Annotated in this window: 14 protein-coding genes and 1 pseudogene; 7 read left to right on the forward strand and 8 right to left on the reverse strand. The window is 46.6% G+C overall.

Translation table 11 applies throughout. The features are described 5' to 3' along the window. Nucleotides 1–9: 9 nt before the first annotated feature. The 7 genes from DXA05_RS17960 to DXA05_RS27855 all read right to left on the reverse strand — a co-directional run bounded on the left by DXA05_RS17960 (nucleotide 10) and on the right by DXA05_RS27855 (nucleotide 13,259). Nucleotides 10–1,287, reverse strand: coding sequence for a glycoside hydrolase family 88 protein (locus DXA05_RS17960; RefSeq protein WP_004322893.1), 1,278 nt, complete (start codon nucleotides 1,285–1,287; stop codon nucleotides 10–12). A gap of 78 nt (nucleotides 1,288–1,365) precedes the next feature. Beyond that, nucleotides 1,366–3,261: an alpha-L-fucosidase gene (locus DXA05_RS17965; protein WP_004322894.1), complete on the reverse strand. Its 1,896-nt coding sequence runs from the start codon at nucleotides 3,259–3,261 to the stop codon at nucleotides 1,366–1,368. Nucleotides 3,262–3,302: 41 nt separating this feature from the next. Beyond that, nucleotides 3,303–5,744 (reverse strand): glycoside hydrolase family 95 protein, encoded by a 2,442-nt coding sequence (locus DXA05_RS17970; RefSeq protein WP_128859449.1) that lies wholly within the window; start codon nucleotides 5,742–5,744, stop codon nucleotides 3,303–3,305. Between the two features lie 31 nt (nucleotides 5,745–5,775). Then, the gene (locus DXA05_RS17975; protein WP_004322896.1) at nucleotides 5,776–7,209 is read right to left on the reverse strand and encodes an alpha-L-fucosidase; all 1,434 of its coding nucleotides are present in this window, start codon (nucleotides 7,207–7,209) and stop codon (nucleotides 5,776–5,778) included. 8 nt (nucleotides 7,210–7,217) lie between these two features. Further along, nucleotides 7,218–8,978, reverse strand: coding sequence for a pectate lyase (locus DXA05_RS17980; RefSeq protein ID WP_128859450.1), 1,761 nt, complete (start codon nucleotides 8,976–8,978; stop codon nucleotides 7,218–7,220). Nucleotides 8,979–9,150: 172 nt separating this feature from the next. Further along, nucleotides 9,151–12,684, reverse strand: coding sequence for a response regulator (locus DXA05_RS17985; RefSeq protein ID WP_347812614.1), 3,534 nt, complete (start codon nucleotides 12,682–12,684; stop codon nucleotides 9,151–9,153). After that, nucleotides 12,567–13,259 carry a two-component regulator propeller domain-containing protein gene (locus tag DXA05_RS27855; protein WP_284515605.1) on the reverse strand — a complete coding sequence of 231 codons (693 nt, stop codon included), beginning with the start codon at nucleotides 13,257–13,259 and terminating at the stop codon, nucleotides 12,567–12,569. The genes DXA05_RS17985 and DXA05_RS27855 overlap by 118 nt, the downstream gene beginning before the upstream one ends. A 300-nt stretch (nucleotides 13,260–13,559) precedes the next feature. Between DXA05_RS27855 and DXA05_RS17990 the strand changes: the two genes are divergently transcribed. From DXA05_RS17990 to DXA05_RS18010, 5 genes are read left to right on the forward strand one after another with little or no spacing between them, the layout of a single operon-like run. Continuing rightward, entirely contained in the window at nucleotides 13,560–16,721 is a 3,162-nt protein-coding gene (locus tag DXA05_RS17990; protein WP_270293264.1) for a TonB-dependent receptor, read from the forward strand. Between the two features lie 13 nt (nucleotides 16,722–16,734). Next, nucleotides 16,735–18,279 carry a RagB/SusD family nutrient uptake outer membrane protein gene (locus DXA05_RS17995; RefSeq protein WP_004322900.1) on the forward strand — a complete coding sequence of 515 codons (1,545 nt, stop codon included), beginning with the start codon at nucleotides 16,735–16,737 and terminating at the stop codon, nucleotides 18,277–18,279. Between the two features lie 42 nt (nucleotides 18,280–18,321). Then, complete coding sequence (locus DXA05_RS18000) at nucleotides 18,322–19,764, forward strand: IPT/TIG domain-containing protein (protein ID WP_225451417.1); 1,443 nt, start codon at nucleotides 18,322–18,324, stop codon at nucleotides 19,762–19,764. Nucleotides 19,765–19,784: 20 nt separating this feature from the next. Continuing rightward, entirely contained in the window at nucleotides 19,785–21,074 is a 1,290-nt protein-coding gene (locus tag DXA05_RS18005) for an IPT/TIG domain-containing protein (protein ID WP_004322902.1), read from the forward strand. 44 nt (nucleotides 21,075–21,118) lie between these two features. Then, the gene (locus DXA05_RS18010) at nucleotides 21,119–21,895 is read left to right on the forward strand and encodes a hypothetical protein (RefSeq protein WP_004322903.1); all 777 of its coding nucleotides are present in this window, start codon (nucleotides 21,119–21,121) and stop codon (nucleotides 21,893–21,895) included. Nucleotides 21,896–21,959: 64 nt separating this feature from the next. Here DXA05_RS18010 and DXA05_RS18015 read toward each other — a convergent pair whose 3' ends face one another. Beyond that, complete coding sequence (locus DXA05_RS18015) at nucleotides 21,960–22,922, reverse strand: polysaccharide lyase (protein ID WP_225450084.1); 963 nt, start codon at nucleotides 22,920–22,922, stop codon at nucleotides 21,960–21,962. Nucleotides 22,923–23,140: 218 nt separating this feature from the next. Here DXA05_RS18015 and DXA05_RS18020 point away from each other — a divergent pair, with 218 nt between their 5' ends. Further along, a complete protein-coding gene (locus DXA05_RS18020; protein WP_128859451.1) occupies nucleotides 23,141–24,667 on the forward strand; it encodes a sulfatase-like hydrolase/transferase in 1,527 nt (508 codons plus the stop codon). Between the two features lie 113 nt (nucleotides 24,668–24,780). Continuing rightward, a pseudogene (locus DXA05_RS18025) lies at nucleotides 24,781–26,438 on the forward strand (hypothetical protein). The last annotated feature ends 4 nt before the right edge of the window (nucleotides 26,439–26,442 follow it).

Below are 26,442 nucleotides of genomic sequence, written 5' to 3' on the forward strand. Positions count from 1 at the left end.
TTCTCGTTTTTAGAAAAGTTTGCCGGTTTTCTCCAGTTTATCCTTGCGTAGTAATGCTTCTATAAAGTAATAGTCGGCATATACGATGGGTACGTCCACTTCTACGTTGGTAGGTTTGGTTCCTGTGCTGTGGAGTAGCAGGAAACCGTTGTCTTTGTTCAGCGTAGTGCGATAACTGTTCGTCAGGTTCTCTACTATCCTGTCGGCGTTTTTCTTGTAGCGTTCGCTGTTTTTGCGGTCATATTGCGACAGTTCGTAGAGTGCGGAAGCGATCACTGTGGCTGCTGAGGCGTCACGCGGCTCGTTGGGAATGCCGGGAGCGTCGAAGTCCCAGTAAGGGATCAGGTCTTCGGGCATATTTTTGTGGGTGAAGAGGTATTGTTCCACCTTTTTAGCCTGTTCGAGGAATTCCGGTAACTTGGTTTCCCTGTAACACATCGTATAGCCATACAGTGCCCATGCCTGACCGCGTGCCCAAGCCGATTCGTGCGCAAGTCCCTGATGTGTGTTCTTTTTCAGTACTTGTCCGGTGATGGTGTCGTAGTCTATCACATGATAGCAACTATAGTCTGCACGGAAATGATTTTTCATCGTAGTCCGTGCGTGGCTTACCGCTATATTATAATAGGTGGAATCCTTACTTTCTTTGGTAGCCCAAAACAGCAACTCAAGGTTCATCATATTATCAATGATGACCGGGCATTGCCATTTATCCTTGTTATGGTCCCAAGAGCGGATAATGCCGGCTTTGGGTTTGAACCGGGTGGAAAGTGTGCGTGCCGATTGCAACAGAATTTCTTTGTAGCGTTCGTCTTGCGTCAGGCGATAACCGTTTCCAAAGCTGCAATACATCTTGAAGCCCATGTCGTGAGTGCCGCCGTTCATCTTTTCCTGTTCCAGGATATCGGTATGTTGCTGCGCCTTCTTTTTCCAGAAATTATTCTGGGTATACTCATAGAGAAACCAGAGCTCGCCGGGGAAGAATCCGCTGGTCCAGTCTTTGGACGGGACGAGGTGAAGCGTCCCGTCCGGTTCCGTATTCCGGGGATTGGTGAGTGGCCCCCATCCGTTCTTTTCGCGTTGCGCACGGCTTTCGGGTGATTCGTTGGCTACGGCGTAGTCTATTTCATCAAAAGCGCATCGGAGTTGTTGCTGTGCAAACTCCATGTTGTCTTCCACTATGTTTGAATCCGGTTGCGGAGTACAGGCCGTGAGGCCGGCTCCGAGCAATAAAGCTGCTATGGGGAGCTTCAACTTTATGGTTACGGTGGATAATTTCAATTTCATATATGTATACTATTTGTTAGCGTTATTCAATGTATTTGCTATTTCGAAGTTATTGCGATACAGAGATTACTGCCATGCTTACTCTTTTTCAAGCCGTACGGCAATAGGAGTCATGTATTGGCTTCCCTGGTATTGTTTTCCTTTCAGGCTGCATTCAAAACTACCTTTCGGCAGCTTCACTTTTCCCAGACGTAGACTGTTGGTCCCTTTCTGTTCGGGATAAGTGGAGTAGTTCGCTTCCAGTTTCTGTCCGGCTATCTCTACCACGACTGTTCCCGTATCATTCTTTCCCTGCGTGTTGTAGTCCAGATAAACAGTATATTCGACAGGTGCGCTTGACCGTAAGTTCCATTTCATCCACTGATTCGTATTTTTCCATTTGGTAACGTAGTTGCGGTTCGGTTTGCCGTCACCGTATCCCAATCCACGCCCTTGCAGTTCGGAATCGAATGTATAGAGCGTATTGCTCTGTTTGTGGTCGATAAGACGGATGGGATTCGGCACTTTCCGGTTGTTCAGTACCAGTGCGATGACGGAATTCATGCTGTCCGGCGCATTGGCGGGCAAGGTCAGTTCGTAATCATCCGCGTTTAAGCGCTTGAATCTTATCGCCGCCTTCTTGTCGGCAACGAGCCATCCTTTTCCGATGTCGGAACGGAGTCCGCCGATAATCAGTTTTCCATCGGCTGGCCAATGAAATACGTGTGCATACAGCGTATCTCCTTTCAGTGTCGTTACGCCCCACGGCTGTATAGGCAGATTGGTGCGTTGTGCTCCATAGATACTTTCTCCGTTCACCTTCAACCACTGTCCTATGCCCTGAAACACTTCGATGTCTCTCTTGTCCCATCGGCCATTGCCCATCGGACCTACGTTCATCAGTATATTACCCCCTTTCGAAGTGGCGCTGGGTAATAATTGTACAAAGAATGAAACAGGTTTGCGCACTGTATCCACTACGCTGTATCCATAAGACTCGTTGGTAGTGGGAATAGATTCCCATGCCCCTTCGGTGGGGAAAAAGAAGGCGGAACGGTCGCCCGTATTGCGGTAATCACCTATATTATTAGAGCCAAAACGTGCTAGTCGTCCGTTTACGACGATTTTGTTTTGTGGGTCCGCTTGGCGGATAGCTTCCAGTATGCGGATATTGAGATAGAGCGGAAGCTTCTGCGGAGTATCGAACCATAAGATGTCGGGGTCGTACTTTCTGATAAGTTCCTGTATTTGCGGAATGGATTTCTCGTTTACATATTTCTCGGCATTAGCGAGAAAGTCTTTACGTTCCAGCCACCAGTTCTTGCCGCCCACAAGTTTATCTCCACCGGGATTCGTGGGATAATCCCAATCGTTTCCCGGAGCGTCCGGGTGTTCCCAGTCAAAAGCGTGCGAATAATAGAAACCGAACTTGATGCCATATTTCTTAGCGGCTCTGCTCAATGCTTCCATCGGATCTTTCTGAAATTTGGAAAGGCGAATATCGTAGGGATAAGCATCGGATGGATACATGGCGAATCCGTCGTGATGCTTGGCAGTAATGACGAAATATCTCATGCCTGCTTCCGATGCATGGCGCATCCACTCCTCGGCATCAAATTCAGTAGGATTGAAAGGAAGTATCAGTTCTTTTTTGTACTCTTCCAGGGGGATGCGGGCTTTTCGCATCAGGTGTTCGGTATAGCCGCTCTGCATCTTGTTTTTCCAAAGACCCGCGGGTACGGAGTAAGGGCCCCAATGGATGAAGCAACCGAATTTGGCTTCGTTATACCACGACATTCGTTGCTCCTTATTCTTTTGAGAGGCTGTCCACCAACCGTCGTAGGCTTTGCGAAGCTCGTCTTTGTCTTGTTGCAATTGCAGGTTGCGGGGGATTTCGAGCCCTTGTTCGTCGCCACTCTGCGCCCATATAGCGAGGGGAGAAGCACTCATTGCCATGCAGCAGGCAATCGTTATGGTTTGATAATAGTTTCTCATGATTGTTCTCTCTTTTATTAAACTTGATAAGCAGTCTTTTTTTATTTCACTTGATACGTCTTTCCCTTTTCCGTTTCAATCACTTCTTCGTGGGGTGAGGTCGCTTCGCGTATCCGGCAGGTTCCTCCCGAATGGGAAGTAACGGACAGCCGGGTAATCCTGCTTTCTTTCCATTCCATGTCGATGGTGAATCCGCCTCTGGCGCGGACGCCTTTGATACTTCCGCTTTGCCAGTTGTCCGGCAGGGCAGGTAGCAGGTGTATGTATCCCGCATGGCTTTGCAGCAGCATTTCCGTAATGCCTGCCGTTCCTCCGAAGTTTCCGTCAATCTGGAAAGGGGGATGGGCATCGAAGAGATTGGCGTATGTACCCCCTCCACGGACGCTGACTTGGGTGGCATCTACGTATCTCAATCCGTTTTTCAGCATCCCGAAAGCATGATTACCGTCGCGCAGACGTGCCCAGAAGTTAATTTTCCATGCCATAGCCCAGCCTGTGCCGCCGTCTCCGCGGATTTCGAGTGTCCGTTGGCAGGCGGCTGCCAGTTCCGGCTGCTGTTCGGGGATAATCTGTCGTCCGGGGTGCAGGGCGAACAGATGGGATACATGGCGATGGTTAGGGTCTGTCTCTTCAAACTCTTTATCCCATTCGAGTAGTTGTCCTTTTGAACCGATGCGGAACGGTTGCAGGTTGGCGCGTACATCCATGCACTGCTGGCGAAATGCTTTGTCCGTATCCAGCACCGTACTTGCTTCGATGCAGTTGGTCAGTAAGTCCCATGCCAGACCGAGATCCATACCGGATGAACGGCTGATCTCTCCGTTCTGTTTCTTTCCTTCCTTGTCGATATAGCGGAAGCGATTCTCGGGTGAAGTGGATGGGTTGGTAATCCAGTAGCCTGTTTCCGGATCTTTTTGCAGCCATTGCAGCAGGAATTCGGCTGCGCCTTTCATCAGGGGATAAGCCGTTTTGGACAAGTATTTTTTATCGCCGCCGAAGGCATAGTGTTCCCATAGATGCTGACAGAGCCATACGCCTGCCATTGGCCAGCACGACCATCGAGGTGCGCCTTTCGGATCGGAATCATAGCCTCCGGTCGGAGCGGTTTGTGCCCAGACGTCCGAGTTATGGTGGGCCAGCCATCCGCGATTGATGCCATAGTTAACTTTGGCCGTTTGTGCGCCATTGACAGCCAGGCGGCCGATGAAATCGGACAATGGCAGGAAGCATTCCGGAAGATTGGTTATTTCCGCCGGCCAGTAATTCATCTCAGTATTAATGTTGGTCGTATAATTCGATCCCCAAGGCGGTTGAACGTGCCGGTTCCACATCTCAGTATTAATGTTGGTCGTATAATTCGATCCCCAAGGCGGTTGAACGTGCCGGTTCCAGATGCCTTGCAGATTGGCGGGCAGCCCGCCCGGGCGGGAAGAGGCAATCAGCAGGTAACGACCGTATTGATAGTAGAGTTCCGTCAATCCGTTGTCAGTGGGGTCTTGTTCGAAGCTTTTTAAACGTTCGTTGGTGGGGAGTGCTTCTTTTTGCAGATTCTCTGTGCCCAGTGATAGTTGCAGGCGGTTGAAGAGTTGCTGATGGTCATCCGTGTGTCGTTGCAGTAATTCCTGATAGGGACGCTTGCATTTTTTGAGTGTCATTTTCTTATTCCCGAAATCGGTGACGGCAGAGAGTAGCAGCACTACTTCATTTGCATTGCGAACGGTCAGTGCAGAGTCGTTTGCCTCACAGTGACCGCCATCCGGCAGCAGTTCCACTTGCACTTTGAATTGTGTCCCCCGTTTGTCATCGTATACCACCTGATGTGGGTCGTAGTCACGATTGGCAACATAGGCGGGGGCTTTGCCGTTCAGGATCAGTGTCTTTTCCCCTTTTGTCTGCACGGTATAGCGCAGCAGGCTGTTCAAGCGAATATGGAGCGATACCGCCTGGGGACGGTCTGCGGCTATTTTTATGACCATCACCTGGTCCGGATAGGAGATAAAGGAAGTGCGGCGGTATTTCACTCCGTCCGCTTCGTAGGTGACGGTAGACAGTGCGTTCGATATGTTGAGTTCACGATACAGATTCCGGGCTTCCCCCCGCGTCAGTTGGTCGAGCATCAGGTTTGCCATAGGCAGGTAACGGGCTGTATACGGACCTTGTGCATTGGCTTTCCAGAGTTCGCTTGCCTTGGCATAGTCTCCGCGGTCGACAGCTTCCCGTACCTGTGGCAACGCGTTCGCGGCTTTGGGGTTGTTCCAGTCCTGCGGATAGCCCGACCAGATCGATTCTTCGTTCAGTTGATATACTTCCTGTAGCGGGTTGCCATATACCATCGCTCCGATACGTCCGTTACCGATAGGAAGAGCTTCTTCCCATACGGTAGCCGGAGCGTTATACCAAAGCTTGTATTCTTTTCCAAACGTTAATGTCGTGGAAAGGAATATACATCCTGAAAACCATATACTTCGTACCTTCATATTCATCGTCTGCTATTTTTTATTCGTCCGTAGATTCTCATTCGTCAGCTATTTCGAATGCTTTCGCGGTGTTGGATATTAATTGGATTGCGGGCAGTTTCTCTTTCAATTCCAGTCTGACAACCGTAGCTATCTTGTCAGGAGCCTGCGTGGGAACTTGTATCGTAATGCCGCCGGGCGTTTTAGTAAATTTCAGTTTCGTACCGTCGGCCAGCAGCATTGCTTCCTTCACTGTATATTTCGTGTCGAATGCCAGTTTGCCGTCTTCCGGCCATTGAAAGACGGAGAGATAATATACGGAGTTCTTCTTTTCGTCTTTCCGGATACATTCGCCCCAGGGAGGAAATATTTCGCTGCGCTGTGTTGCGTAAATCGCTTCACCGTTCACCCGCATCCATTCGCCTACTTTTCTCAGGCAGTCCAGTGCGGGAGCAGGCACAACACCTGTCGGGTCGGGGCCGACGTTGAGCAGGTAGTTGCCGCCACGGGCGGCAATGGTATTGAGATTACGGATAATTGTTTCCGCACTTTTCCAGTTCTTCTCCCAGCTTTTGTATCCCCAGGAGCTGCCGATATTCATACACGTCTCCCAGTCTACGCGTTCGATGTCCTTTGCGTGGGGGATACGTCCTTCGGGAGTCTTATAGTCGCCGGGAAAATCGGGACGGCGCAACCGGTCGTTGGTAATTACCTGCGGATACTTTGCGAGTTCGGCAGTGATTTCCGCCGCTGTCTCTTTGCTGATACGGTGCGGGGTATCCCACCACATGACGGCTACGTCACCATAATTCGTCAGTAGTTCTTTGATTTGCGGGATGGCTACCTTTCTGAAATAATCATCCAGAGAGGCGGAACGTTGCAGGCAATCCCAACCTCCCAGATTCTCTTGGGTAAAATTGTCGATGGCTACCGAATCAGGGTTTGCCCATCCTTCTTTCATTTCTTTGCGGATAGTGCCGCCGCCGGGGTTGCACCAGTCCTGTGTCTGGGAATAATAAAATCCCAGTTTTATATGGTGCTTACGGCAGGCTTTTGCCAGTTCGTCTACGATATCACGTTTGAACGGGGTGTAGTCTACGATATTGAATTCGCTGGCATTGCTTTTGAACATCGCGAATCCGTCATGGTGTTTGGTGGTGAATATGATATACTTCATACCTGCATTTTTGGCAGTCAGCACCAGTTCCTCGGCATTGAAGTCCACGGGATTGAAGGTGCAGGCTTTCGCACGATATTCACGTACAGGTATTTTGCAACGGTTCATAATCCATTCCGCACCGCCTCGTCTTTGGTTGAATCCGTTGTATACGCCGCCGTACAGGCAGTAAGGTCCCCAGTGCACGAACATGCCGAATTTGGCATTGCGCCACCAGGCCATTTTCTCGTTATGTTCAAGCTTTTTGGGCAGAGGTTGCGCAAAAACGGTTGCGGAGAGAGTTAGGGTGAGTATGATTGATAGAATCTTCTTCATGGTTATCTTTATCGGTTGAAATATTTATTGTACTGTGGTTCGTCCATTACTTTCTTGAGTGCCGACTTTCCAAGGCGGTCACGTAACTGATAGTAATACAGGCTCGAAGGAACCACTGTTCCGGCTGTCTGCTCGGTCCATCCGGTTCCGTTTATCGGTTGGTCTTTATATTTCATATCTATCATCGAAGTGTTGACGATGCTGTTGAAGGTCGATTTCGCACCGGACCGGGCTTCTTTGCTATTGTCTACTTCTGTGGCTTGCAGTCCGATGGCAAAGTTCTGTGCCGTAGGCGGCTGCATGACCAAAATCAGCGGGGCGGCACAATTCCAGAATACCATTTGCGCGCCAGCCCATCCGTGTCCCGAACCCATCGATCCCCGGTTGGCTGCCATGAGTGATGCACTCGGACCTTTCAATACTATATTGTCCCATAAGCATCCGGCCGACCAGCGGTGATGCGGTTCGCTGGAAGCAAAGGTCATTTCACCATAACCGTCTACAAAAGCGTTTGGCCCGGGAGTAGTGGCCCCCAATACAAATTCGTGACGGTGATGGCTGGAGTAGCAACGTTGGAACAGACACATTTGTCCGCCGTTGATGTGGTAAGCATACCGTCTTCCTCCGGTAATCTGCGAGATGGGGTTGATGGCGGAAAGGTCTTGTCCCGTGATATATTTGGTGGCAGAAGTGGTAGTCACACAACAGTCAAAATGCTCTACGCTGACATTGCGTACCCATGCATTCTCGACCGTCCGGAGAGCAACGAATGTATTGGCATGGTTCTCGTCGCAGCAGTATTCGCCTATGCCCCGATAGCTCTTTTTAACCGACTCATCATAGATGCACATGCCGTACAGATTCTCTACGCCACATTGTGTGAAGCGTTTGTCATACCTGTATTTATAGATGGTTCCTCCACCGAACTCCTTCTGCAAAGCGTTCGTCAACGGGATATTCAGTGTGATTTCGTCTTTTTTCACTGATACAATTTTCCGTTCGAACGTCAGATCCTTGCTCCCCGGTTTCCATTGGATCGTTCCGTTCATGTCCGTATCTTTTCCTTCGCGGCGGAAACGTTCGAAAGCCTCCCATGTAGTTTCTCCTTTGCGGGGGCGGGGGGCGATGGAATCCATGCCGATGGTCTGAATCCACGCTGCCGTACTGGGGCGTCGGACAATTACGTCGTCGCCAGTACGAAAATGTTTATCCGCATTCTTCACATGGAGGATACGTGTGCCCGAAGGAACATATTTGTCGATAATTTCCTGTACATCGTTGGTGTTGTATTTGGCTTTTCCGTTAAAGCCGACCTCTATGACATTGTATTTCCTGGGAGAGGTGGCAATGAGTACCGTTCCGCTCTCCTTATTATTCCCTTCGCCGCGAAGCACAATGCCGCTTGCTGTAATCCGGATAGGGCTTGCTATATGATATACGCCTTTTCTGAGCAGGATGCATCCCCTGAATCCATCTTCATCCGGTTGCAATTTTGCTACTTTGTCTATTACGGCCTGTATAAAAGGGGTATCGTCCTCTTTGTTGGGCGAAGGACTGATAGAGGCGGTTACCTTTATATGGGGAATGGCCACTCCACCGCCCTTATAACCGCAGAAAGAGAAATCGGGGAGTAAATCTCCTTTGTCTGTATACGAATGATAAGAGAGCTTTCCCTTCTCATTGATTGATATCAACTTACTTTGTGCACTCGCCATGAAGCAGAGCACAAGTGATGAAGCGATAATGAATGTTACTTTCTTGATGTCCATAGTATTTCCAGCTTTTCGATTTCAAAGTTATCGCATCTTGAGGAAAATTGATTATAAAGGTAAGTCTAATACTTATAAAAACGCCCCTTCCATCGAAAATACCTCATTTTACAAATGAATGACGGAATATTACAAATCTATCGTTTGCCGTGAACACCGTGTCTACAAGGTTTTATTCTCTTTCGCCCTCCGACCTGTTCTTAAACTCCGACGGAGATACTCCGTACAGTGTTTTGAAACTGTTAGAGAAGTAAGCCAGGCTATTATAACCTACGGCACAATATACTTCCGTTATCGACATATCCGTTTCTTTTAGCATCTTGGCGGCTGTCTCCAACCGGAAATTACGGATAAACTCATTGGGAGAGTATCCGGTGATTTGCTTAATCTTGCGGTAAAGGTTCGATTTGCTTAGTCCGAGTTCTTTGCAGAAGGCATCCAGGTTTAAGTCCGAATTGGCGATATTCTGTTGCAGAGTGGCATATAGCTTTTGCATAAACTTCTCATCGACGGAAGTCACGTCGACACCGAGTGATTCGAGTGAGAAGTTTTTGCTATACAGCTCTTTCAGTTTCTCGCGGCTTTGGATCAGGTTGTCTACTCTGATTTTCAGGATGGAGGCGTCGAAAGGTTTTGTGATATATTCGTCAGCACCTGCTGCATAGCCTTCTTTGATATCGTCCGTGCCAGTCTTTGCCGTCACCATAATAATCGGGATATGGCTGGTATTCATATCCTTCTTCAACCGACGGATCAGTTCGATACCATTCATCTTGGGCATCATCAGGTCGGTGATAATCAGGTTGGGAAGCAGATAGACCGCTTTGGCAAGAGCGTCTTCGCCGTTTGTCACGCCCACTACATTGTATCTATCCGCCAGGCAGGAACAGATATAATTGTTCAGGTCGCGATTGTCCTCCACTACCAGAATCGTAGCTTGCTTTCTGGAGGAATTGTCCGGTTCGTAAGCGGCGTCCGGAAGCTCAACGCTGAAAGATACGGCTTTATCTTCGGCCGATTCGATTATCATTTCGGGAGCGAAAAGACTTTTGTCGACCGGCAGTACAAATTTGAATACTGCACCGGAGCTTGATAAGCCTACACCGGACATATTCGCTCCGGTTGCGTTTTCTGCCCACACCACTCCGTGATGCATCTCTATAATTGCCTTGCTGAGGCTTAGTCCGATGCCGGTTCCCGATTTGGAATGTTCGTTCTGAGCCACTTGGTAGAATGGTTGGAAGATCTTCTCCAATTCATCGGGAGCAATGCCGACACCATTGTCCTGGATGGAAATGGTGAGATATCGTATCTCCGTATTCTTATATTTATTCAGTTTGGCAGGCAGGAAGAAAGTAAGTTCGGAATAGGGCTTGACGTCCAGTTCTACGGATACGGTTCCCCCGTCCGGCACATTCTTGAAGGCATTGGAGAGGAAGTTGAAATAGACTTTCTCCAACAAATTCCAGTCGAACCATACAGGTTGGCAGTCAATGGAATGTTTGAACTTCAGATGAATGTTCCGATATAATGCTAAGTCCTGGAAAGAAGAGACAGCTTCGTGCGTGAATTTTATCATGTCGTTCTCGGAGACTTGCAGTTTCATGGTTCCGCTTTCGTTCTTTTGCAGGTCCATCAGATTGTTGACAATGCGGAGCAGGCGCTGGGCGTTGCGTAGCATCAGTTTCACTTTATAATGAATATCATCCGTCAGGTCGGTGCGTTTTACGAACTCTTCCAACGGAGCCATAATCAACGTAAGCGGTGTCCGCAGTTCGTGCGAGAAATTGGTGAAGAGACGATTGCGTTCCTGATAATATTCTTCGTGAACTTCCGCTTCCATCTGTTTGAGACGGATGTTGTTTTGCAGACGTTTCTTTTCGGTGAAATAGCGGATAATGAAAGCGATAAGAGCAATAGCCACCACTGCATAGAAGAGGTAAGCCCACCAGGTCTTCCATAGCGGGGGAAGAACCACGATTTCCAATGTCGTGCCTTCTTCGTTCCAGATGCCGTCATTGTTGGAGCCTTTCACTACGAATTTGTAAGTGCCCGACGGGATATTGGTATAATAGGCGGTACGGCGGTTGCCTACTTCATTCCAGTCATGGTCGAAGCCTTCCAGCTTGTAGGCATATTGGTTCTTGTTGTTGAAGATATAATTCAGTGCGCAATATTCGATGGTGATATTGGTCTGATTGTATTTCAGTACGATTTTCTTTTGGGTGGAGATGTTCTCTTTCAGGATGTCGCCTTCATCGCCGGCTTGTATGAGGCAGTTGTTGATATGCAGTTTGTCGAGGATGATGGGCGGGACATTCGGATTGGTGATGATGTCGTTGGGATTGAACAGTGTGAAGCCGTTGTTTCCGGCAAAGAAGATGCGGTTGCCCGATAGGTGCAGGCCGGCGCATGGAGAAAACTCCTGCACACGTATGCCGCTTTCCTTATTATAATTGGTAATGCCGCGGGTACGCAAGTCGAGGTTGGATATCCCGTTCAGTGTGCTGAGCCAAAGGGTGTTATCGTTCCCTTCTACGATTTTGCAGATCTGGTTGTTCATTAATCCGTTTTTCTCGTTGTAGGTGGTGAACTGTCCGGTGGAAAGAACAAGCTCACTCAAACCACCGTCGATGCTGCTGATCCATATCCTTCCGGAATGATCTTTCAGTATGCTGCTGATATATTGGGCGGCGAGGCCGTTTGTCTCGTTGTAGGAGAGCAGCGTGTGGTTGATCTTGTCATAACAGAACAGTCCGTTGTTCTTCGTACCGATTAGGAAAATATCGTTGTCGACCTCACATACACAAATCACATGAGAGAAGTGGACACCGCCTTTCCCTTTGACGGGAAATTCAGTTTGTATGCTTCGTTGTCCGTCGTCGGAGATGAATACCAAGCCTTCCGTCACACTGATAGCACCGATAATCACTTCTCCGGCGCGGCTTCGGCTGATATGGTAAATCGGTCGCCGGTCGGTAGTCTGGTAGAACAGGGAGAATTGACGGGTATTCAAGTTGAATTCATATACTTCACCTTGGCTCGTCCCGCACAGGATGCGGTCACCGTCCAGATAGACAGTCTTGAAGATATTTTTCACCGAACCGTCAGCCTTGTGAGGTAGGGTATATTGCCGGAAGGATTGTTGAGCAAGGTCGAAGGCAATCAGTCCGCCGCCTTCCGAACTGATATAGAGTGTTCCGTCATATTCGACGGCGGGGCCCAGAATGCCCAGATTGGCGTTCAGGATGGTGGCGGGATTGTAAAAGTCGAACAGGTGGCCGTAAGGATTGTAGTAATCAACTCCACCGGCATAGGTTCCGATCCAGATGGTTTGCATCCGGTCGAAGAGTATGCTGTACACCGAATGATGGCTCAGACTGCCCTGTGCTCCGTGTTTGTAAGAAGCGATGCGGCTCGTCACAGGATTAACGATATTCAGTCCGTCGAAAGTACCTATCCACATTTCTCCTGCAGGAGATTCTTTGATGCAACGGATATCGTTGTTGGACAGTCCGTTGGCGGTATTGTAATATATCACTTCCGATAAGTCATGCCTGATGACGCAAACTCCGTCTTTGTAGGTTCCTATCCAGATGTTATCTTTCTTGTCGATATATACATCTTTAATATAATTGGAGGGGATAGGCAGCGTCTTCGATCTTTGCGGTACGAACGGACCACCCGGTTCTTCCGTGGATCGTATATCACCAGTCCGCTCATACTCGAAGCGATATAGAGAAGGTCGTCTTTCTCGATGATAGTACTTATGGAGTTGTTCGCCAGTTCTTTCAGAGGGATCTCCTTCAAGATGTCCTCCTTTGCATCAAAAACATATAAGCCGGAGATGGTTCCCACCCACAACGTGCCTTCCTTATCGGTGAAGAGGGATATGATTTTATTGTTGGCGGCATTAGCTTCAGGGTCGAAGTAATACCGTTTGAACCCGTTTCTGCGTTTATCGAGTTTGTTCAGTCCGTTTTCCGTTCCGAACCAGAGGTTGCCTTCCGCATCTTCGGTGATGCAGGCGATGGTATTGTTGCTGATACTGCATTCGTCGTCGGCATGATTCCAGAAAGTTTCGAAGTTATTGCCGTTGAACTTGTTCAGTCCGTTGCGGGTGCCGAACCACATATATCCCAGCCGGTCCTGGTAGATACAAGTGACATGAAGCTGTGATAGTCCGTTTTGGACTGATAAATTGGAAAAATGGTATCGTTGATTTGCGAAAATGATTTGTGGAAGGATAAAAACCAGCAAAATACATATCAGCTTCTTCATAAATGAACTATATTTGGGGTGTATGCTTTTCGTCTAGCAAAAATAATAAAAAAAGGGCAAAAGCAGGGCTTAACAAACTCATTTTATAGTATCAACACATCTATGGGCTATTTTTACAAGCTTTGGAAGGATTATTGCAAATGGAGAATCTTCCCTACAACTCTTTGACGGATTCTGTAAATGCCTTCTATCTTGTTATCACTATTTTTGTAACTGGAAGAATGAACCGAAAAACTTTCTCCGGCCGGGAAAGAATCGTTTTTGTTTTTCCGCGAACGTAAATATGAAAAACATTGTAATATGAAAAGAATTCCTATCTTTTTGATAAGTACCCTCTTCATGGTATTTATAGTTGGAACTCCCGCTTTGGCTTTTTCGCCCGGTTTGGACGAGGCGCAACAGAACACAGTTGTCGGCGGAGTTGTAGTCGATAAGAATAACGAGCCTCTCATCGGGGTATCGGTTATGGTGGAAGGGTCTTCCGGCGGAACGATCACGAATATGGATGGTAAGTTTTCCATCAGCCTGCCGAAGAACAAAACATCATTGAAATTCTCCTATGTAGGTTTCGCCACCCAGACAGTTTCGGTAAAGAACAAGAAAGAGGTACGCGTAGTGATGCACGAAGATTTGCAGCAACTGGACGAAGTAGTTGTGGTGGGCTATGGTGTGCAGCAGAAATCTCATTTGTCCGGTTCGGTGACAAAAGTCAATATGGACGGTATCGAAGACGTTCCTACCCCTCGTCTGGATCAGGCGCTGTTGGGTAAGGTGGCCGGTGTGCAGATTCTGAACACCACTTCCGAGGTGGGAGCCGATCCGGATATATCCATTCGAGGTACTTCTTCATTCAGTGCCAGCAGCAATCCACTGATTATCGTCGACGGCTTCCCGGTGAGCGACGGTCTTGAATCGCTCAATCCGAGTGATGTGGAAAGCATCGAGGTACTGAAAGATGCCGCATCGGCGGCTATCTACGGTTCGCGTGCAGCCAACGGTGTTATCATGATTACAACTAAAGGCGGCGTTATCAGCAAACCTAAATATTCGGTGAAAGCCAAGTGGGGCGTAAAGTCGAACTATAAGTTGCATTCCGTGCTGAGCACGAAAGAATATCTGGATTTACGCATCAGGGAACATAATTTGTTGGGTACATCATTGTCTTCACAAGAGATGGCGTATGCAGCTATCAATAATAATACGGACTGGCAGCAGGAAGCCTTCAACGACAATGCTTACTATTATAATGTAGACTTCTCCGTCAGTGGTGGTAGCAGTGGTATCCGGTATTATATTTCCGGTGCTTATAACAGCGACGAGGGCATGATGCTGAAGAACTATTATAAAAGGTATAATGTAAAAGCGAGAATAGACGCCGATTTGTCCAAGCGCGTGACGGTAGGTATAAACATCGCTCCTTCCTATACCGAATCCGAACGTCCGGCAACCAACTTTACGGACTTTGTGAGAACCCCTTCCTGGATGCCGGTGAAGCATACCGAAGAGACATCCGCCATTACAGGTGTTCCGGTAGGAGAATATACGAGAGGTTCGCATTTTAATGGTAAGACCTATACAACTATTGATCCGCAGACGGGGCTGGAAAAGACCGTGACAGCTACCCCGTGGGGATCGACGAACAACAATCCCCGTGGAATTATCGATAATGTTTTTAGTCCGAAAGGGCAATACCGTATGCAATTGCAGGGATATATCGATATCAAGTTACTGAAAGAATTGCGTTTCCGCTCTTCCAATAGTTTCAATTTCAACTTTACTGAGACGGATACTTATCAGAATGTAGGGGCGAAAAGTGCAGGTGATTCCAATCGTGGATATTATACCTCCAGCAAGTCTATCAACCTGGCGTCGGAGAATACATTGAATTACAGTAAGAAGTTCAAAGGTATTCATCAGTTGGATGGGCTGCTGGGAGCCTCTGTCTATAAATATACGAATAAGAGGACGGGGATTCTGGGATTCGATTTTCCTACCGATTACATTCATTACTTGAGTGCGGCAGGAAGAATAGACCAGTACGAAGGTACCACCCTGCGTACCGGCACATGGAAGAATGACAATGCGATGGTTTCTTATTTCAGCCGTGTCAATTATGCATTGAAAGACCGCTATCTGTTGTCAGTGAGTTTGCGTACGGATGGAAGCTCCAAATTCGGTAAAGATAATAAATGGGGATGGTTCCCCTCCGTATCGGCAGGATGGAGAATCTCGGAAGAATCATTCATCAAAGAACGGGCGAAGTGGCTGAATCAGTTGAAACTGCGATTGAGCTACGGTGTGACGGGTACGGATGCTATCGAAAGCTATGCTAATACGGACCTGCTCGATTCGGCAGGTTATATCCTTGGCGAGGGCAACGGTTCGGTTGTCTCCGGACTGGCCAACAACTCCGCTTCTCTGGGCAACCGGGCCTTGCAGTGGGAACAAACCAATCAGGCGAATTTCGGTCTGGATATCTCTCTGCTGAACAATCGCATCGGGCTGACTTTCGACTACTATTACTCTATCACGAAAAGTCTGCTCTATCAGAAAACGGTTAACAGCATCGCCGGATATACACAAGCCTGGACAAATGAGGGTAAACTGAGAAACCGTGGTTTCGAGATGGAACTGACTACTTACAATATCAACAACCGACAATTTAAATGGAGCACTTCTTTCAACCTGTCACTGACGCGCAACAGGCTGCTCGACTTGGGCGGACCGTCCGAACAAGTCACGCCGGGCTCAAATAAAGAATACTACATTGCCCGTGTGGGTGATCCGCTGATCCAGTTCTATGGATTCAAAACAATCGGCGTATGGAAGAGTCAGGAAGAAATAGACAATAATCCGCATCATATCAATGACAAACCGGGAGGATTACGTGTAGCCAATACGAACGGTGATGATGTGATTGACGACAACGACCGTGTGCCTCTCGGCAATCCTTATCCTGACTTTATCTGGGGTATGACGAATACGTTGAAGTATCGCGACTTCGATTTGGCATTCACCCTTCAGGGTCAGGTAGGAGGAAAGGTGTATAACACCGACAATAATTATAATGAGTTCCGTATGTGGAATACGAAGTACGTGGCCAACCGATGGTTGAGCGTCGAATATCCGGGCGATGGAAAAACGCCTTTCCGCGACAACGGAATACAGCATTCACTGACCGACTATCAGATTGAGGATGCCGGATTTATCGCGCTGCGTGATGTCACTCTGGGTTACGACTTGCCGAGGAAGGCGGCACGCAAAGTAGGACTTTCCAAATTGCGGGTTTATGTTTCCGCACAGAACCTTCTGTACCTGTGGTCGGACGGCTATCGCGGTATCAATCCCGAAGCCCGCTATGCAAGCGGAGTATACCGGACGGCTATGGCCAGAAATGCTTTGCAGAGAGGAGCATTCCCTATTCAACGCACCTTCAGTGCTGGTCTGAATATTAACTTTTAAAAAAGAGAGAACCATGAAGAATATACTAATTTATCTACCGGCTTTATTTTTGCTGTTCGGCTGCGAGGATTTCCTGAACAGGGCAGCCTACGACCAGATGGACAGTGAGAACTTCTATCGGAACGCAGAAGAAATCAACGCCGCCGTGATGGCTTGTTACAATGGCATTCACGGAACATTGAACAATGAATTCTTTTTGACCGAGGTCCGTTCGGACAATACCAGGCATGAAGGACAGGGATCGACTACCGGGACTAGTCTGGAGATTGCCAATCTGGACCTTTTCAAGGTGGAGCCTTCCAATACGATCAATAATGCGTATTGGGAAAAGGCTTATCATAACATTGCGAATTGCAATACAGTGCTTGGACATTCGCAGGTGGTGACGAACGTGACGTTGAGAGAACAGTATGATGCCGAAGCCCGCTTTATCCGTGCCTATCATTACTTCAATCTGGTTCGCCTGTATGGACCGTTGTTTCTTGTGACTGAAAGAATCACGGCCGAGGAAGCTAAAAATTATGAGCGGAGTACGGTGGATGCCGTCTATCGGTTGATTATTGACGATCTGGATTATGCTTCCAGAAAACTGCCCGTTAAATATGACAGCAGTAATATCGGACGCGTAGACCAATGGGGAGCAAAGACGCTTCTTGGAAAGGTATATCTGACACTTTCCAAAAATGGAATGGACAAGGAGATGCTTACTCAGGCCAAACTCTTGTTGGAAGATGTGGAGAAGAACAGCGGATACGGACTGGTGACAAGCTCGTATGCGGATGTGTTCAGTATTTCGAATGAGATGAATAAGGAGATGATTTTTGTGTCCCGCTATCTGTCTGGAGGAAACGGACTGGGGTCGCCTTTCGCCAATTATTTCGCTCCGGTGAATAGTGAGAATATGATTTTGACCGGTAGCGGAAACGGCTACAACTGTCCGACGGAGGATTTGATCAGCACCTATAATTCGGAAGCAGGTGAGACTCGGAAAGATGTTATATTGAAGGAGTTCTGGATTGACCAGAAGGGGGCAACGCAATATGTGTCTTATGTGACGAAGTATCTAAGTCCGGTAACGGTGCGTTATGATGCTGAAAACGACTGGCCTATTCTCAGGTTTGCCGATGTGTTGCTAATGTTGGGTGAGATAGAAAATGAATTTAACGGACCCACGCAAAATGCACTCGACTATATCAACGCAACCCGTCTGCGGGCGGGACTGAAGAAGGTCGAAGAGGTGCAGCCCATTACAACCAAGTCGGAATACCGGACAGCGATGGCTAAAGAAAGACGGCTGGAGTTTGCTTTGGAGAACCACCGCTTGTTCGATTTGCTCCGGACGGAACAATTGATAAATGTAATGAGGAAACACTATACGACCGAACAGATGCGCAATAAGAGTACAGGTGCTCTGACCGATTACTATGCGAACGAGAAAACGCCCGTATATGTGAAAGACCCGCTTTTGGAAAACTGGCAATTACTGTTGCCTATTCCCTACAACGTGATTATTACTGCTCCGAACGCTACGCAGAATTCGGGATATTCAGGTGTGTGACAGACCATTTTGCCGTAAATTTAAAAACTTGAAATAATGAATATGAATCGATATATATATACATTAATGGCTGCCGTTGCCCTACTGCTGGGCATTACTGCCTGTAATGAGAAATTGAGCATGTTTGAGGCGAACCAGAATCCGCCCGAAGTGACCGACTTTAGTCCGAAGAACGGAGTGGCAGGAACAGAGATCAGTATCACGGGCGCTAACCTGCAAGAGGTAGACTCCATCAAGATAGGTGGAGTGAAGACGGACGTGAAGTATCGGATTAACCGCTCACTGGTTATTGCCGGAGTGACGAATGAGGTTGTATCGGGCATTATTGAGGTGTTTACTCCTTATGGGAGTATAAAGACCTCAGAAAGCTTTACGATGGAATATGTGATTCCCGAGCTGACCGGTTATGTGAATAAGTCCCGGCCGTATACCGTTGTTGGCCTGACGGGAGAGAACCTGGACATTGTGACGGGCGTACTTTTCGGAACCAAAGAGGCGACGGTTGTCACCCAGACGCGGGAAGAAATAGAAGTGGAAGTACCTTACTTTAAAGATGAGGCGGTGGATATTGTTTTGAATTATCAGTATGGGACGGAGATTCGCCAGGTGAGTACTTCCGGCACGCCTTTCTCACTGGAGCTGGCTTATCCGTCGGTCAGCGACTATCCGAGAATGACTTCCGCCGGCTCTTCGATTGAAATCAAAGGCGTGAATCTTACACAAGTAGACAGTGTGTTCGTGGGTGAATATAAAGCGGAAATCACCAAACGGGCAACCGATGTACTGACCTGTCAGCTGAGTGCGGAATACGAGGTCACAGGCACAAAGAAGATTACTCTTTATTATTATGACGAGACGAAACTGGAAACGGCCGAAGACTGCCAGGTCATTGTCCCCGAAGTATATATCTGGAAAAACATAACCCTTTACGGGCATGGCAGTGAGAATGCGAATCTATTTAGCGGAACAACCGGTAAATATTATAATCCTTGTGAGTTTGCGGATAATAAAGAGATTATCCATTTGTGCGCTACACAAAACAGCGACGGTATGCAGTTGGCAGGGTTCTCCAAAAAGCTGAATATTCATAAATTCAAATGTAACGGCAAGGCGCTCGAAGCCGACGGACTCAATCTGAGATTCCGCAAGCTGCTCGAAACGACTCCGGCAGAGAAAGCATATATGGATAAGATTAAAAATGGAACTTTGGAGAAAATCAGCATCGAGCAGGCGAAAGCTGACGGATTGAATCTGACAGGCAGCACCAAACAGGTAGCCCGTTATAAGCTTTTGGATGACAACTATAACAAGACCAATCTGGAAGGATTTGATATTGGAGGCATCAATTTGCTTTTGGTGTATAGTGATGTGGATGGCAAGAACCTGGTGGCAATAGGTTTTGTGGAACTTGTAGCAGTCCAGATGGAAAGTGTTTCCGACACTAAAGGTTCGATGACCTTGAACTTCTATTTCCAGAAAGATTAATGACTAAATGAAAGGAAGATATGAAAAAGAGTATATTTATTATATTACCGCTGATACTTTGGGCATTTGCCGCATGTGATAACGATGATTCCGAATGGGATAGCGGTAACTTGGGAGTGAACTCCGTAGAAGGGACGTGGCAACGTGTAGGGGCTTATCCGAAAGTGCTTGCCATTTTTGGCAGCGACTATACATCAACTATACAGACATTCGATGTGGATGATAATCTTGTGACCGATTACCCGCAAGGAAAATACCGGGTGGCGGGAGATTCGTTGCTCGTCTATGAACGCGGATTCATCAACCGGTTTGAATTTGATAATGACGAATTGGTGATAACCTACGGCTACAACGCTTCGAGACAAACGACTTACAGATATACCCGGGTGGAACCGGCAGAGCCTGAAGAGCCCGGAGTACCGGAAGATCCGACGGTCACCTCAGAGGATTTTCCTGCCACGGTAACGGAGGGAGAGCTGATTACCATTACCGGTACGCAACTGACATCTATCGAAAAAGTTTTGTTTGGCGAGACGGAAGCGGAAGTCATAAGTCTGGAAAAAGAAACACTGATATTCAAAGTTCCGGTTTTTGAGACTACTGCTACGGTAGCTGTGAAACTGGTTTATGCGAATGGTGAAAAAGAGATAGAATTGTCTCCTGCTTGCCAGGTAACGGTAATGGCATGGCTGTCTTATCCTAATCTTAAACTGGGAGCACATCGTAATTCTACTTTCGGAAGTATGATGATTGCCGACAAGGGCGAAGTGGTAGCTGCTTGTATTCTGACTACCGAGCGAGAAAGAGAAGTAGACTTTGCTACCATCTGCAATAGCCCTATGGATTTTAATCTGCAAAGTCCCGAACGGCTTGGAAAGAATTTGAGAAACTGCTGGTGTGAGGGAAAAAGACTGGAAGGACTGACTTCTTCTTCTGAAGCTGAAGATGTTGAGAGACTCTTCCCAAACTATTACTCCAATAAGACCACATTCCTGATATTGTCGGAAACGGATGAAGCACAGAAAGCTATTATTGATAAAGTGAAGGATGGCAAGATGGTAGAATTATCTACGGATGCATTTGCCGGAATGGATATAAAAAGACGGGATATACGCACGTTTAAAAAGGATGAGACAACAAAAGACGAGTCTATTTTCGAAGTTGGAAGCGTGATCGCCTTCAAAACACCGCATAAGGGGGATAAGATTGGTATCATGCGCATTCTTTCAATCGGTGTGGATTTTACTCAGGACTCTGCCTGGAATAATGAGAATGCAACTATAACTTTTGATTTGTATTATCAGAAATGATCGTTTCAAGTTTTTATGAATATAATTATTAAAATAATAATGTGATGAAAAAAGTAGTATTATCAGTGGCAATCATGTCTTTTGCTCTGTTGGCAAATGCGCAAGTTCTGAAAAAGGATCTCCTGAAAGATTATAAACCAGGTGACCAACTGGAAAAAGCTGTTTATGGTGATAAGAAAGAGCCGATTCGTACCGATTCCTGGAATGGGGCGTTTTCCACTAATCCGCTGGAAGGAGTAGGAAGTCCGTTAGTAGGCAAGGCGCTTTCTTATAAAGGGTATCCGGAAGGAGGATTATCCATAGATATAGGCAACTTTCCGGCTGATATCAAAGGTAGTCGTTTTAGTGTTTATTCTCTTACGGATGTAAATAAGGAATATAGAAAGGGAACCTATTATCTGGCTTTTCTAGCCAACTTCTCCAAGTTGGGAGGTAGCAACTTTGCCGATTTTGTGGCTTTGGATATTAATTATACGGGAGGAGCCAATAGAGGGAAGGTGTTTGTTGCACGCGAAGGTAAGGATAAGATTAAGTTTGGAGTCTCTGTACGCAATATGCGTACAGAGGGAACAGAAACTTATGATTATGACAAAACCCACCTTTTGATATTGAAAGTCGATTACGACAAGAATCAGGCTTCCCTTTTTGTTAATCCGGAATTGAGTAAGAAGGAACCTAAAGCTACGCTTGTTGCCGACGGTGAAGAGAATGATTTGAAGAATGGGTTGAAAGGGATTTCATTCAGATATCGCAGAGGATATAAGGGCAGAGTCGGTAATTTCCGTTTTGCTGATAACTGGGCGACTGCAATTGGTAAATAGAAAATAGAAGATGAGGGAAGTTTGGGCTTCCCCATTTTCATCTAGTCATTTTAGCAGTTTTTTCTTAATCATGCGGTTGCGGATCAGGATTCGTGTTTTTCTCGTATACCTTGAAATCCGCCAGTAGAATATGTTCATCTTTGATTCCGTTGGTTGGACGGTCATTTTCATCCGTCAGGGTTTTGCCGAAACTACGGTATATGCCGAATTTATTGCGGATACTTATTGCTCCCTTCCTCCATAAATCTATGTCATCAAAGGAACGTTGAACAAGTCTTTTCCCGTCACTGAGTCGGCTTAAAGTGATACTAAACGAGCCATTGTGGGTATAGTGCATTTCAGTTTCTACCTGAATCCATTCATCTTCGAAATCTTCCAATGGGAGATTGTCTATTATAGTACCTTTCGTTGTTTCTTCGGTATCTCCGTTATGAATGATTTGTATACGGCGATTACTCCCGTTTCCGTTGCTTCGTGCAGTGATAGTAATTACGGGTGAACCGTTGTTGCCTTCCTGTGCCTTTAGTTGATGTAAATGAGTAAAACTGCCGGACGGACGGAAATCTTTAGGAATCTTGAACTTCCATTTTAGTTGTTGCCATTCATCCCAGTTGCCGTTTAACTTATACCAGGAAGGCGTGGTCTGTGTTTTCATCTCATTGCGTTGGCGGTCTATTAATTTGCCACGGTCTCCATCCAGTGCTTTTTCATTGGCATGAATGGAGAGTTTGAAAATGTATTGTCGAATAAACAAATCATAAATAACTTCTCCGTGCACTCCGTCCTTGTGGTCTAAGGAAGAGCTGTTGGGATGTTCGGAATAGTCCCAACCAATCTTTCGCATATATTGGTGTATTTGAGTGTAGCCGGCTTCTACTAATTCGGCGCTGCCTTGCATACTGCCCTGCAGAACGTAATTGTTGCTTGGGGGAGGAATCACCGGTTCATCAGTGTCCGTATTTTCTGTTTGCGAGCAACTGCATAAAGGGATCAGGAGAGTAACTGTGAAAATTAATAGGTTTTTCATTGTAGATGGTGTCTTTTTGGAATTATTAATTGGATATTTAATGATAACCAAAGGTAGGTGTTTCTGTAGAAACCGGCTTTTTATATTTGCCCAAATATTTGTAATAATCTTCCAAGGAATCGTTGCAGGATGTACATGACTCCCCATTATTAAACATTTGTTCTATATAAATAAACAAGTGGTGGCTAAATTTGCATCGTTATTAACTGCATACTATTATGAAAAACTTAATCTATCTTGTTCCAACATTATCTTTAGTCAGCTGTACCTCTCAGCAAGTGGAAGAAAAGCCGAATGTGATTGTGATTCTTGCCGATGATTTGGGCTTTGGCGATGTCAGTGCTTATGGCTCGACTACGATTCATACTCCGAATATCGATAGCTTGGCTCATGGAGGAGTCTGCTTCACGAACGGATATGCTACTTCGGCAACGTCCACTCCCAGTCGTTATGCGTTGATGACCGGTATGTATCCGTGGAAAAATAAAGAAGCAAAAATTCTGCCGGGAGACGCTCCTCTCATTATCAATGAAAATCAGTTCACCTTGCCGAAGATGATGCAGCAATGCGGTTATGCGACGGGAGCTATCGGAAAGTGGCATTTGGGAATGGGAGACGGAAATGTCAATTGGAATGAAACCGTGAAACCGGGTGCAAAAGAAATCGGTTTCGACTATTCTTGCCTGATTGCAGCAACCAATGACCGTGTCCCGACCGTTTACGTGGAAAACGGCGATGTAGTAGGACTCGATCCGGCCGATCCCATCGAAGTGAGTTACGAGCATAATTTTGAAGGCGAACCGACTGCCATTTCTCATCCGGAGATGCTGAAAATGCAGTGGGCACACGGACACAATAACTCTATAGTAAACGGAATTCCCCGTATCGGATATATGAAAGGCGGTCAGAAAGCCCGTTGGAAAGACGAGGATATGGCCGACTATTTTGTAGATAAGGTAAAGAACTTTGTGACTGAACACAAAAATGCTCCTTTCTTCCTGTATTATGGCTTGCACGAACCTCACGTACCTCGTGCTCCCCACCAGCGATTTGTGGGCAAAACAACGATGGGGCCTCGTGGCGATGCCATCGTTGAGGCAGACTGGTGTGTCGGCGAACTGCTTGCCCACTTGAAGAAAGAAGGATTGTTGGAAAAGACACTGATTATCTTCTCCAGCGATAACGGGCCGGTTCTGAATGACGGTTACAAAGACGGTGCTCCCGAACTGGCAGGCGATCACCTTCCTGCAGGAGGTCTGCGCGGAGGTAAATATAGTTTGTTCGACGGTGGTACGCATATTCCTCTGTTTGTTTATTGGAAAGGAAAGATTCAGCCGGTCGTATCCGATGCACTGGTTTGTCAGGTAGATATTCTCGCTTCTCTGGGTTCGATGATACATGCCGATTTGCCGGAAGGTTTGGATAGTCGGAACTATCTGGATGCTTTCTTCGGAAAAGAGCAGACTGCCCGCAAGGATGTAGTGTTGGAAGCGCAAGGACGTATGGCTTATCGTTCGGGCGACTGGATTATGATGCCTCCTTATAAAGGTTCCGAACGAAACCTGACCGGAAATGAATTAGGTAATCTGGGTGAATACGGATTATTCAATGTAAAAGCCGACCGGACTCAACAACAGAATATGGCGGCACAACAGCCCGAACTTCTGGACTCCCTGAAGCAGAATTTCTTTGCTGAAGTGGACGGTTATTATCGCAGTGAAGTAGAAGAAGAACCATTAAAATAAGGTCAAATGTTTATTCTGAACATAAATCCCGTTGATAAAACAATCGTTCTATTCTACCGGAGTTTATTTCTCTACTTTTGTTCTGTTCGATGTCGGACAATTAACCTTGAAGTATGTATATGAAAATGAAAGCTTTTTTAATGTTTGTATTGCTGTTCTTATGTTCGATGGGAACAAAGGCGCAGGATTTGGGGGCGAACTATAATGAAAATATAGATTACCCGATTACGGAAATAGAGATGTTGAAACAGTCGAAAGTGACTTGGGTGAGAGGATTTGTCAATATCCCCAATCTGTTTCTTCAGAATGAAAACGGGAAGATTGTTGGTGTGAAAGAAAATGCCATCAGGACACATATTCCTACATTGAAATTTATTCAGGCCAAGAAAGCGTTGGGCGACCGTGTGAAATTTATATTGAGCCTGAAAATACCTTTTGAATTATATACCGACACGGTTCCCAAAGTAGGAACTAAGGAGATGGAGTACATATTTCAGGCAACTGAAGTATTACTGAAAACCTATGATATGGCGAAGAATATTGAAATACTTGTCATGGGTAACGAACCGGAATGGGAGAATGCATTGGATACCGATCTCTGTCATGCGGACGGTGAGGATTATCGGGCATTTCTGAATGAGTTTGCCAATCGGCTGACTGCCTGGAAACAGGCTAATGGATGGACATTTGATATTTATGCCGGAGCATTGAACCGTGTATCCGAATTGCCGAAGAGCGAAACGGTACCTGCGGTAGTCTCTGTGGTTAATAACAATCCTAATGTTGTAGGGCTCGACTTACACGTTCACGCATTGAAAATCAACCAGGCGGAAGATGATTTCCGTATTATCCGCGATAAATATGGTGTAACAAAGAAACTGATTTGCACGGAATTCTCTATGGTACGTGCTTTAAATCCTCATGTAGCCGACGCACTGGGAGAATGGGGAACCAAGCATGGTTATACGGCCGGGATGAAAATTTACGAATACCTTAATCTGATAGCTGAAAAAGCTAATGCCGGTACACCGGTCAGTGCAACCGAGTTCAAGAGCCTTTTTGAGAGTTATTCCTGGTATCCGAAGAATTGGTATAAAACTTTTTATGAGGTGTTCAAGAAATATGATACGTATGCCATTACCGGACGTTTTAGTGTGGTTCCCGGTGGAGCGAGAGCTGTTTACGATGCGAAGACTGAAATGTGGGAACTTGGAGGAATTTATTTTTCCCGTTATTTAGGACTGGATGCAGACGGATTCTACAATCCCAATCCATTGCTGTATCCCGATTTCATCGCTGCCGGGATGGATTGGCAGTTTCCAGCCTTGTCGGAGGGCAACGGGAATTGTTCATTCGTTGGGGGAATGGAGCCGATAAAACAGGTATATTGTCAGTAACAGATGAAAATGGAACAGAGGTAGTACGTCGGTCGCTTGATTCGGAGAATGACTATACATTGGTTGAAAATCTTGTTCCCGGAACTGCCTACCATGTAGCATTGCTGAAATCGGATGATGCCGTGTTGTGGAAGGATGATGTTAAGACCAAGTCTGTAACAGGAAAGTTTCCTTTGTTGAAATATCAACAAGTGGATGAATATATGTTAGTACAACTATTAAATTTGCCGGCTGATGTCTCATCTTATAAAGTAAAGCTGGATGGACAGGAAATCAATATAGTGAATAAGAACCTGAACGGACAAATACTTACCGCCGAAGTGACTTATAAGGATGGATCGGTAGAAATATTGTCGACAACTATTAGAAAGTAATTAT

It is taken from the genome of Bacteroides sp. AM54-2NS (genome assembly GCF_003602935.1).
In the GTDB taxonomy this organism is placed as follows: Bacteria; Bacteroidota; Bacteroidia; order Bacteroidales; family Bacteroidaceae; genus Bacteroides; species Bacteroides xylanisolvens.

Bases quoted from the DNA above. Each gene is read 5' to 3' on its own strand.
- DXA05_RS17960 (WP_004322893.1), bottom strand. From the start codon at position 1,287: ATGAAATTGAAATTATCCACCGTAACCATAAAGTTGAAGCTCCCCATA.
- DXA05_RS17965 (WP_004322894.1), bottom strand. From the start codon at position 3,261: ATGAGAAACTATTATCAAACCATAACGATTGCCTGCTGCATGGCAATG.
- DXA05_RS17970 (WP_128859449.1), bottom strand. From the start codon at position 5,744: ATGAATATGAAGGTACGAAGTATATGGTTTTCAGGATGTATATTCCTT.
- DXA05_RS17975 (WP_004322896.1), bottom strand. From the start codon at position 7,209: ATGAAGAAGATTCTATCAATCATACTCACCCTAACTCTCTCCGCAACC.
- DXA05_RS17980 (WP_128859450.1), bottom strand. From the start codon at position 8,978: ATGGACATCAAGAAAGTAACATTCATTATCGCTTCATCACTTGTGCTC.
- DXA05_RS27855 (WP_284515605.1), bottom strand. From the start codon at position 13,259: ATGAAGAAGCTGATATGTATTTTGCTGGTTTTTATCCTTCCACAAATC.
- DXA05_RS17990 (WP_270293264.1), top strand. From the start codon at position 13,560: ATGAAAAGAATTCCTATCTTTTTGATAAGTACCCTCTTCATGGTATTT.
- DXA05_RS17995 (WP_004322900.1), top strand. From the start codon at position 16,735: ATGAAGAATATACTAATTTATCTACCGGCTTTATTTTTGCTGTTCGGC.
- DXA05_RS18000 (WP_225451417.1), top strand. From the start codon at position 18,322: ATGAATCGATATATATATACATTAATGGCTGCCGTTGCCCTACTGCTG.
- DXA05_RS18005 (WP_004322902.1), top strand. From the start codon at position 19,785: ATGAAAAAGAGTATATTTATTATATTACCGCTGATACTTTGGGCATTT.
- DXA05_RS18010 (WP_004322903.1), top strand. From the start codon at position 21,119: ATGAAAAAAGTAGTATTATCAGTGGCAATCATGTCTTTTGCTCTGTTG.
- DXA05_RS18015 (WP_225450084.1), bottom strand. From the start codon at position 22,922: ATGAAAAACCTATTAATTTTCACAGTTACTCTCCTGATCCCTTTATGC.
- DXA05_RS18020 (WP_128859451.1), top strand. From the start codon at position 23,141: ATGAAAAACTTAATCTATCTTGTTCCAACATTATCTTTAGTCAGCTGT.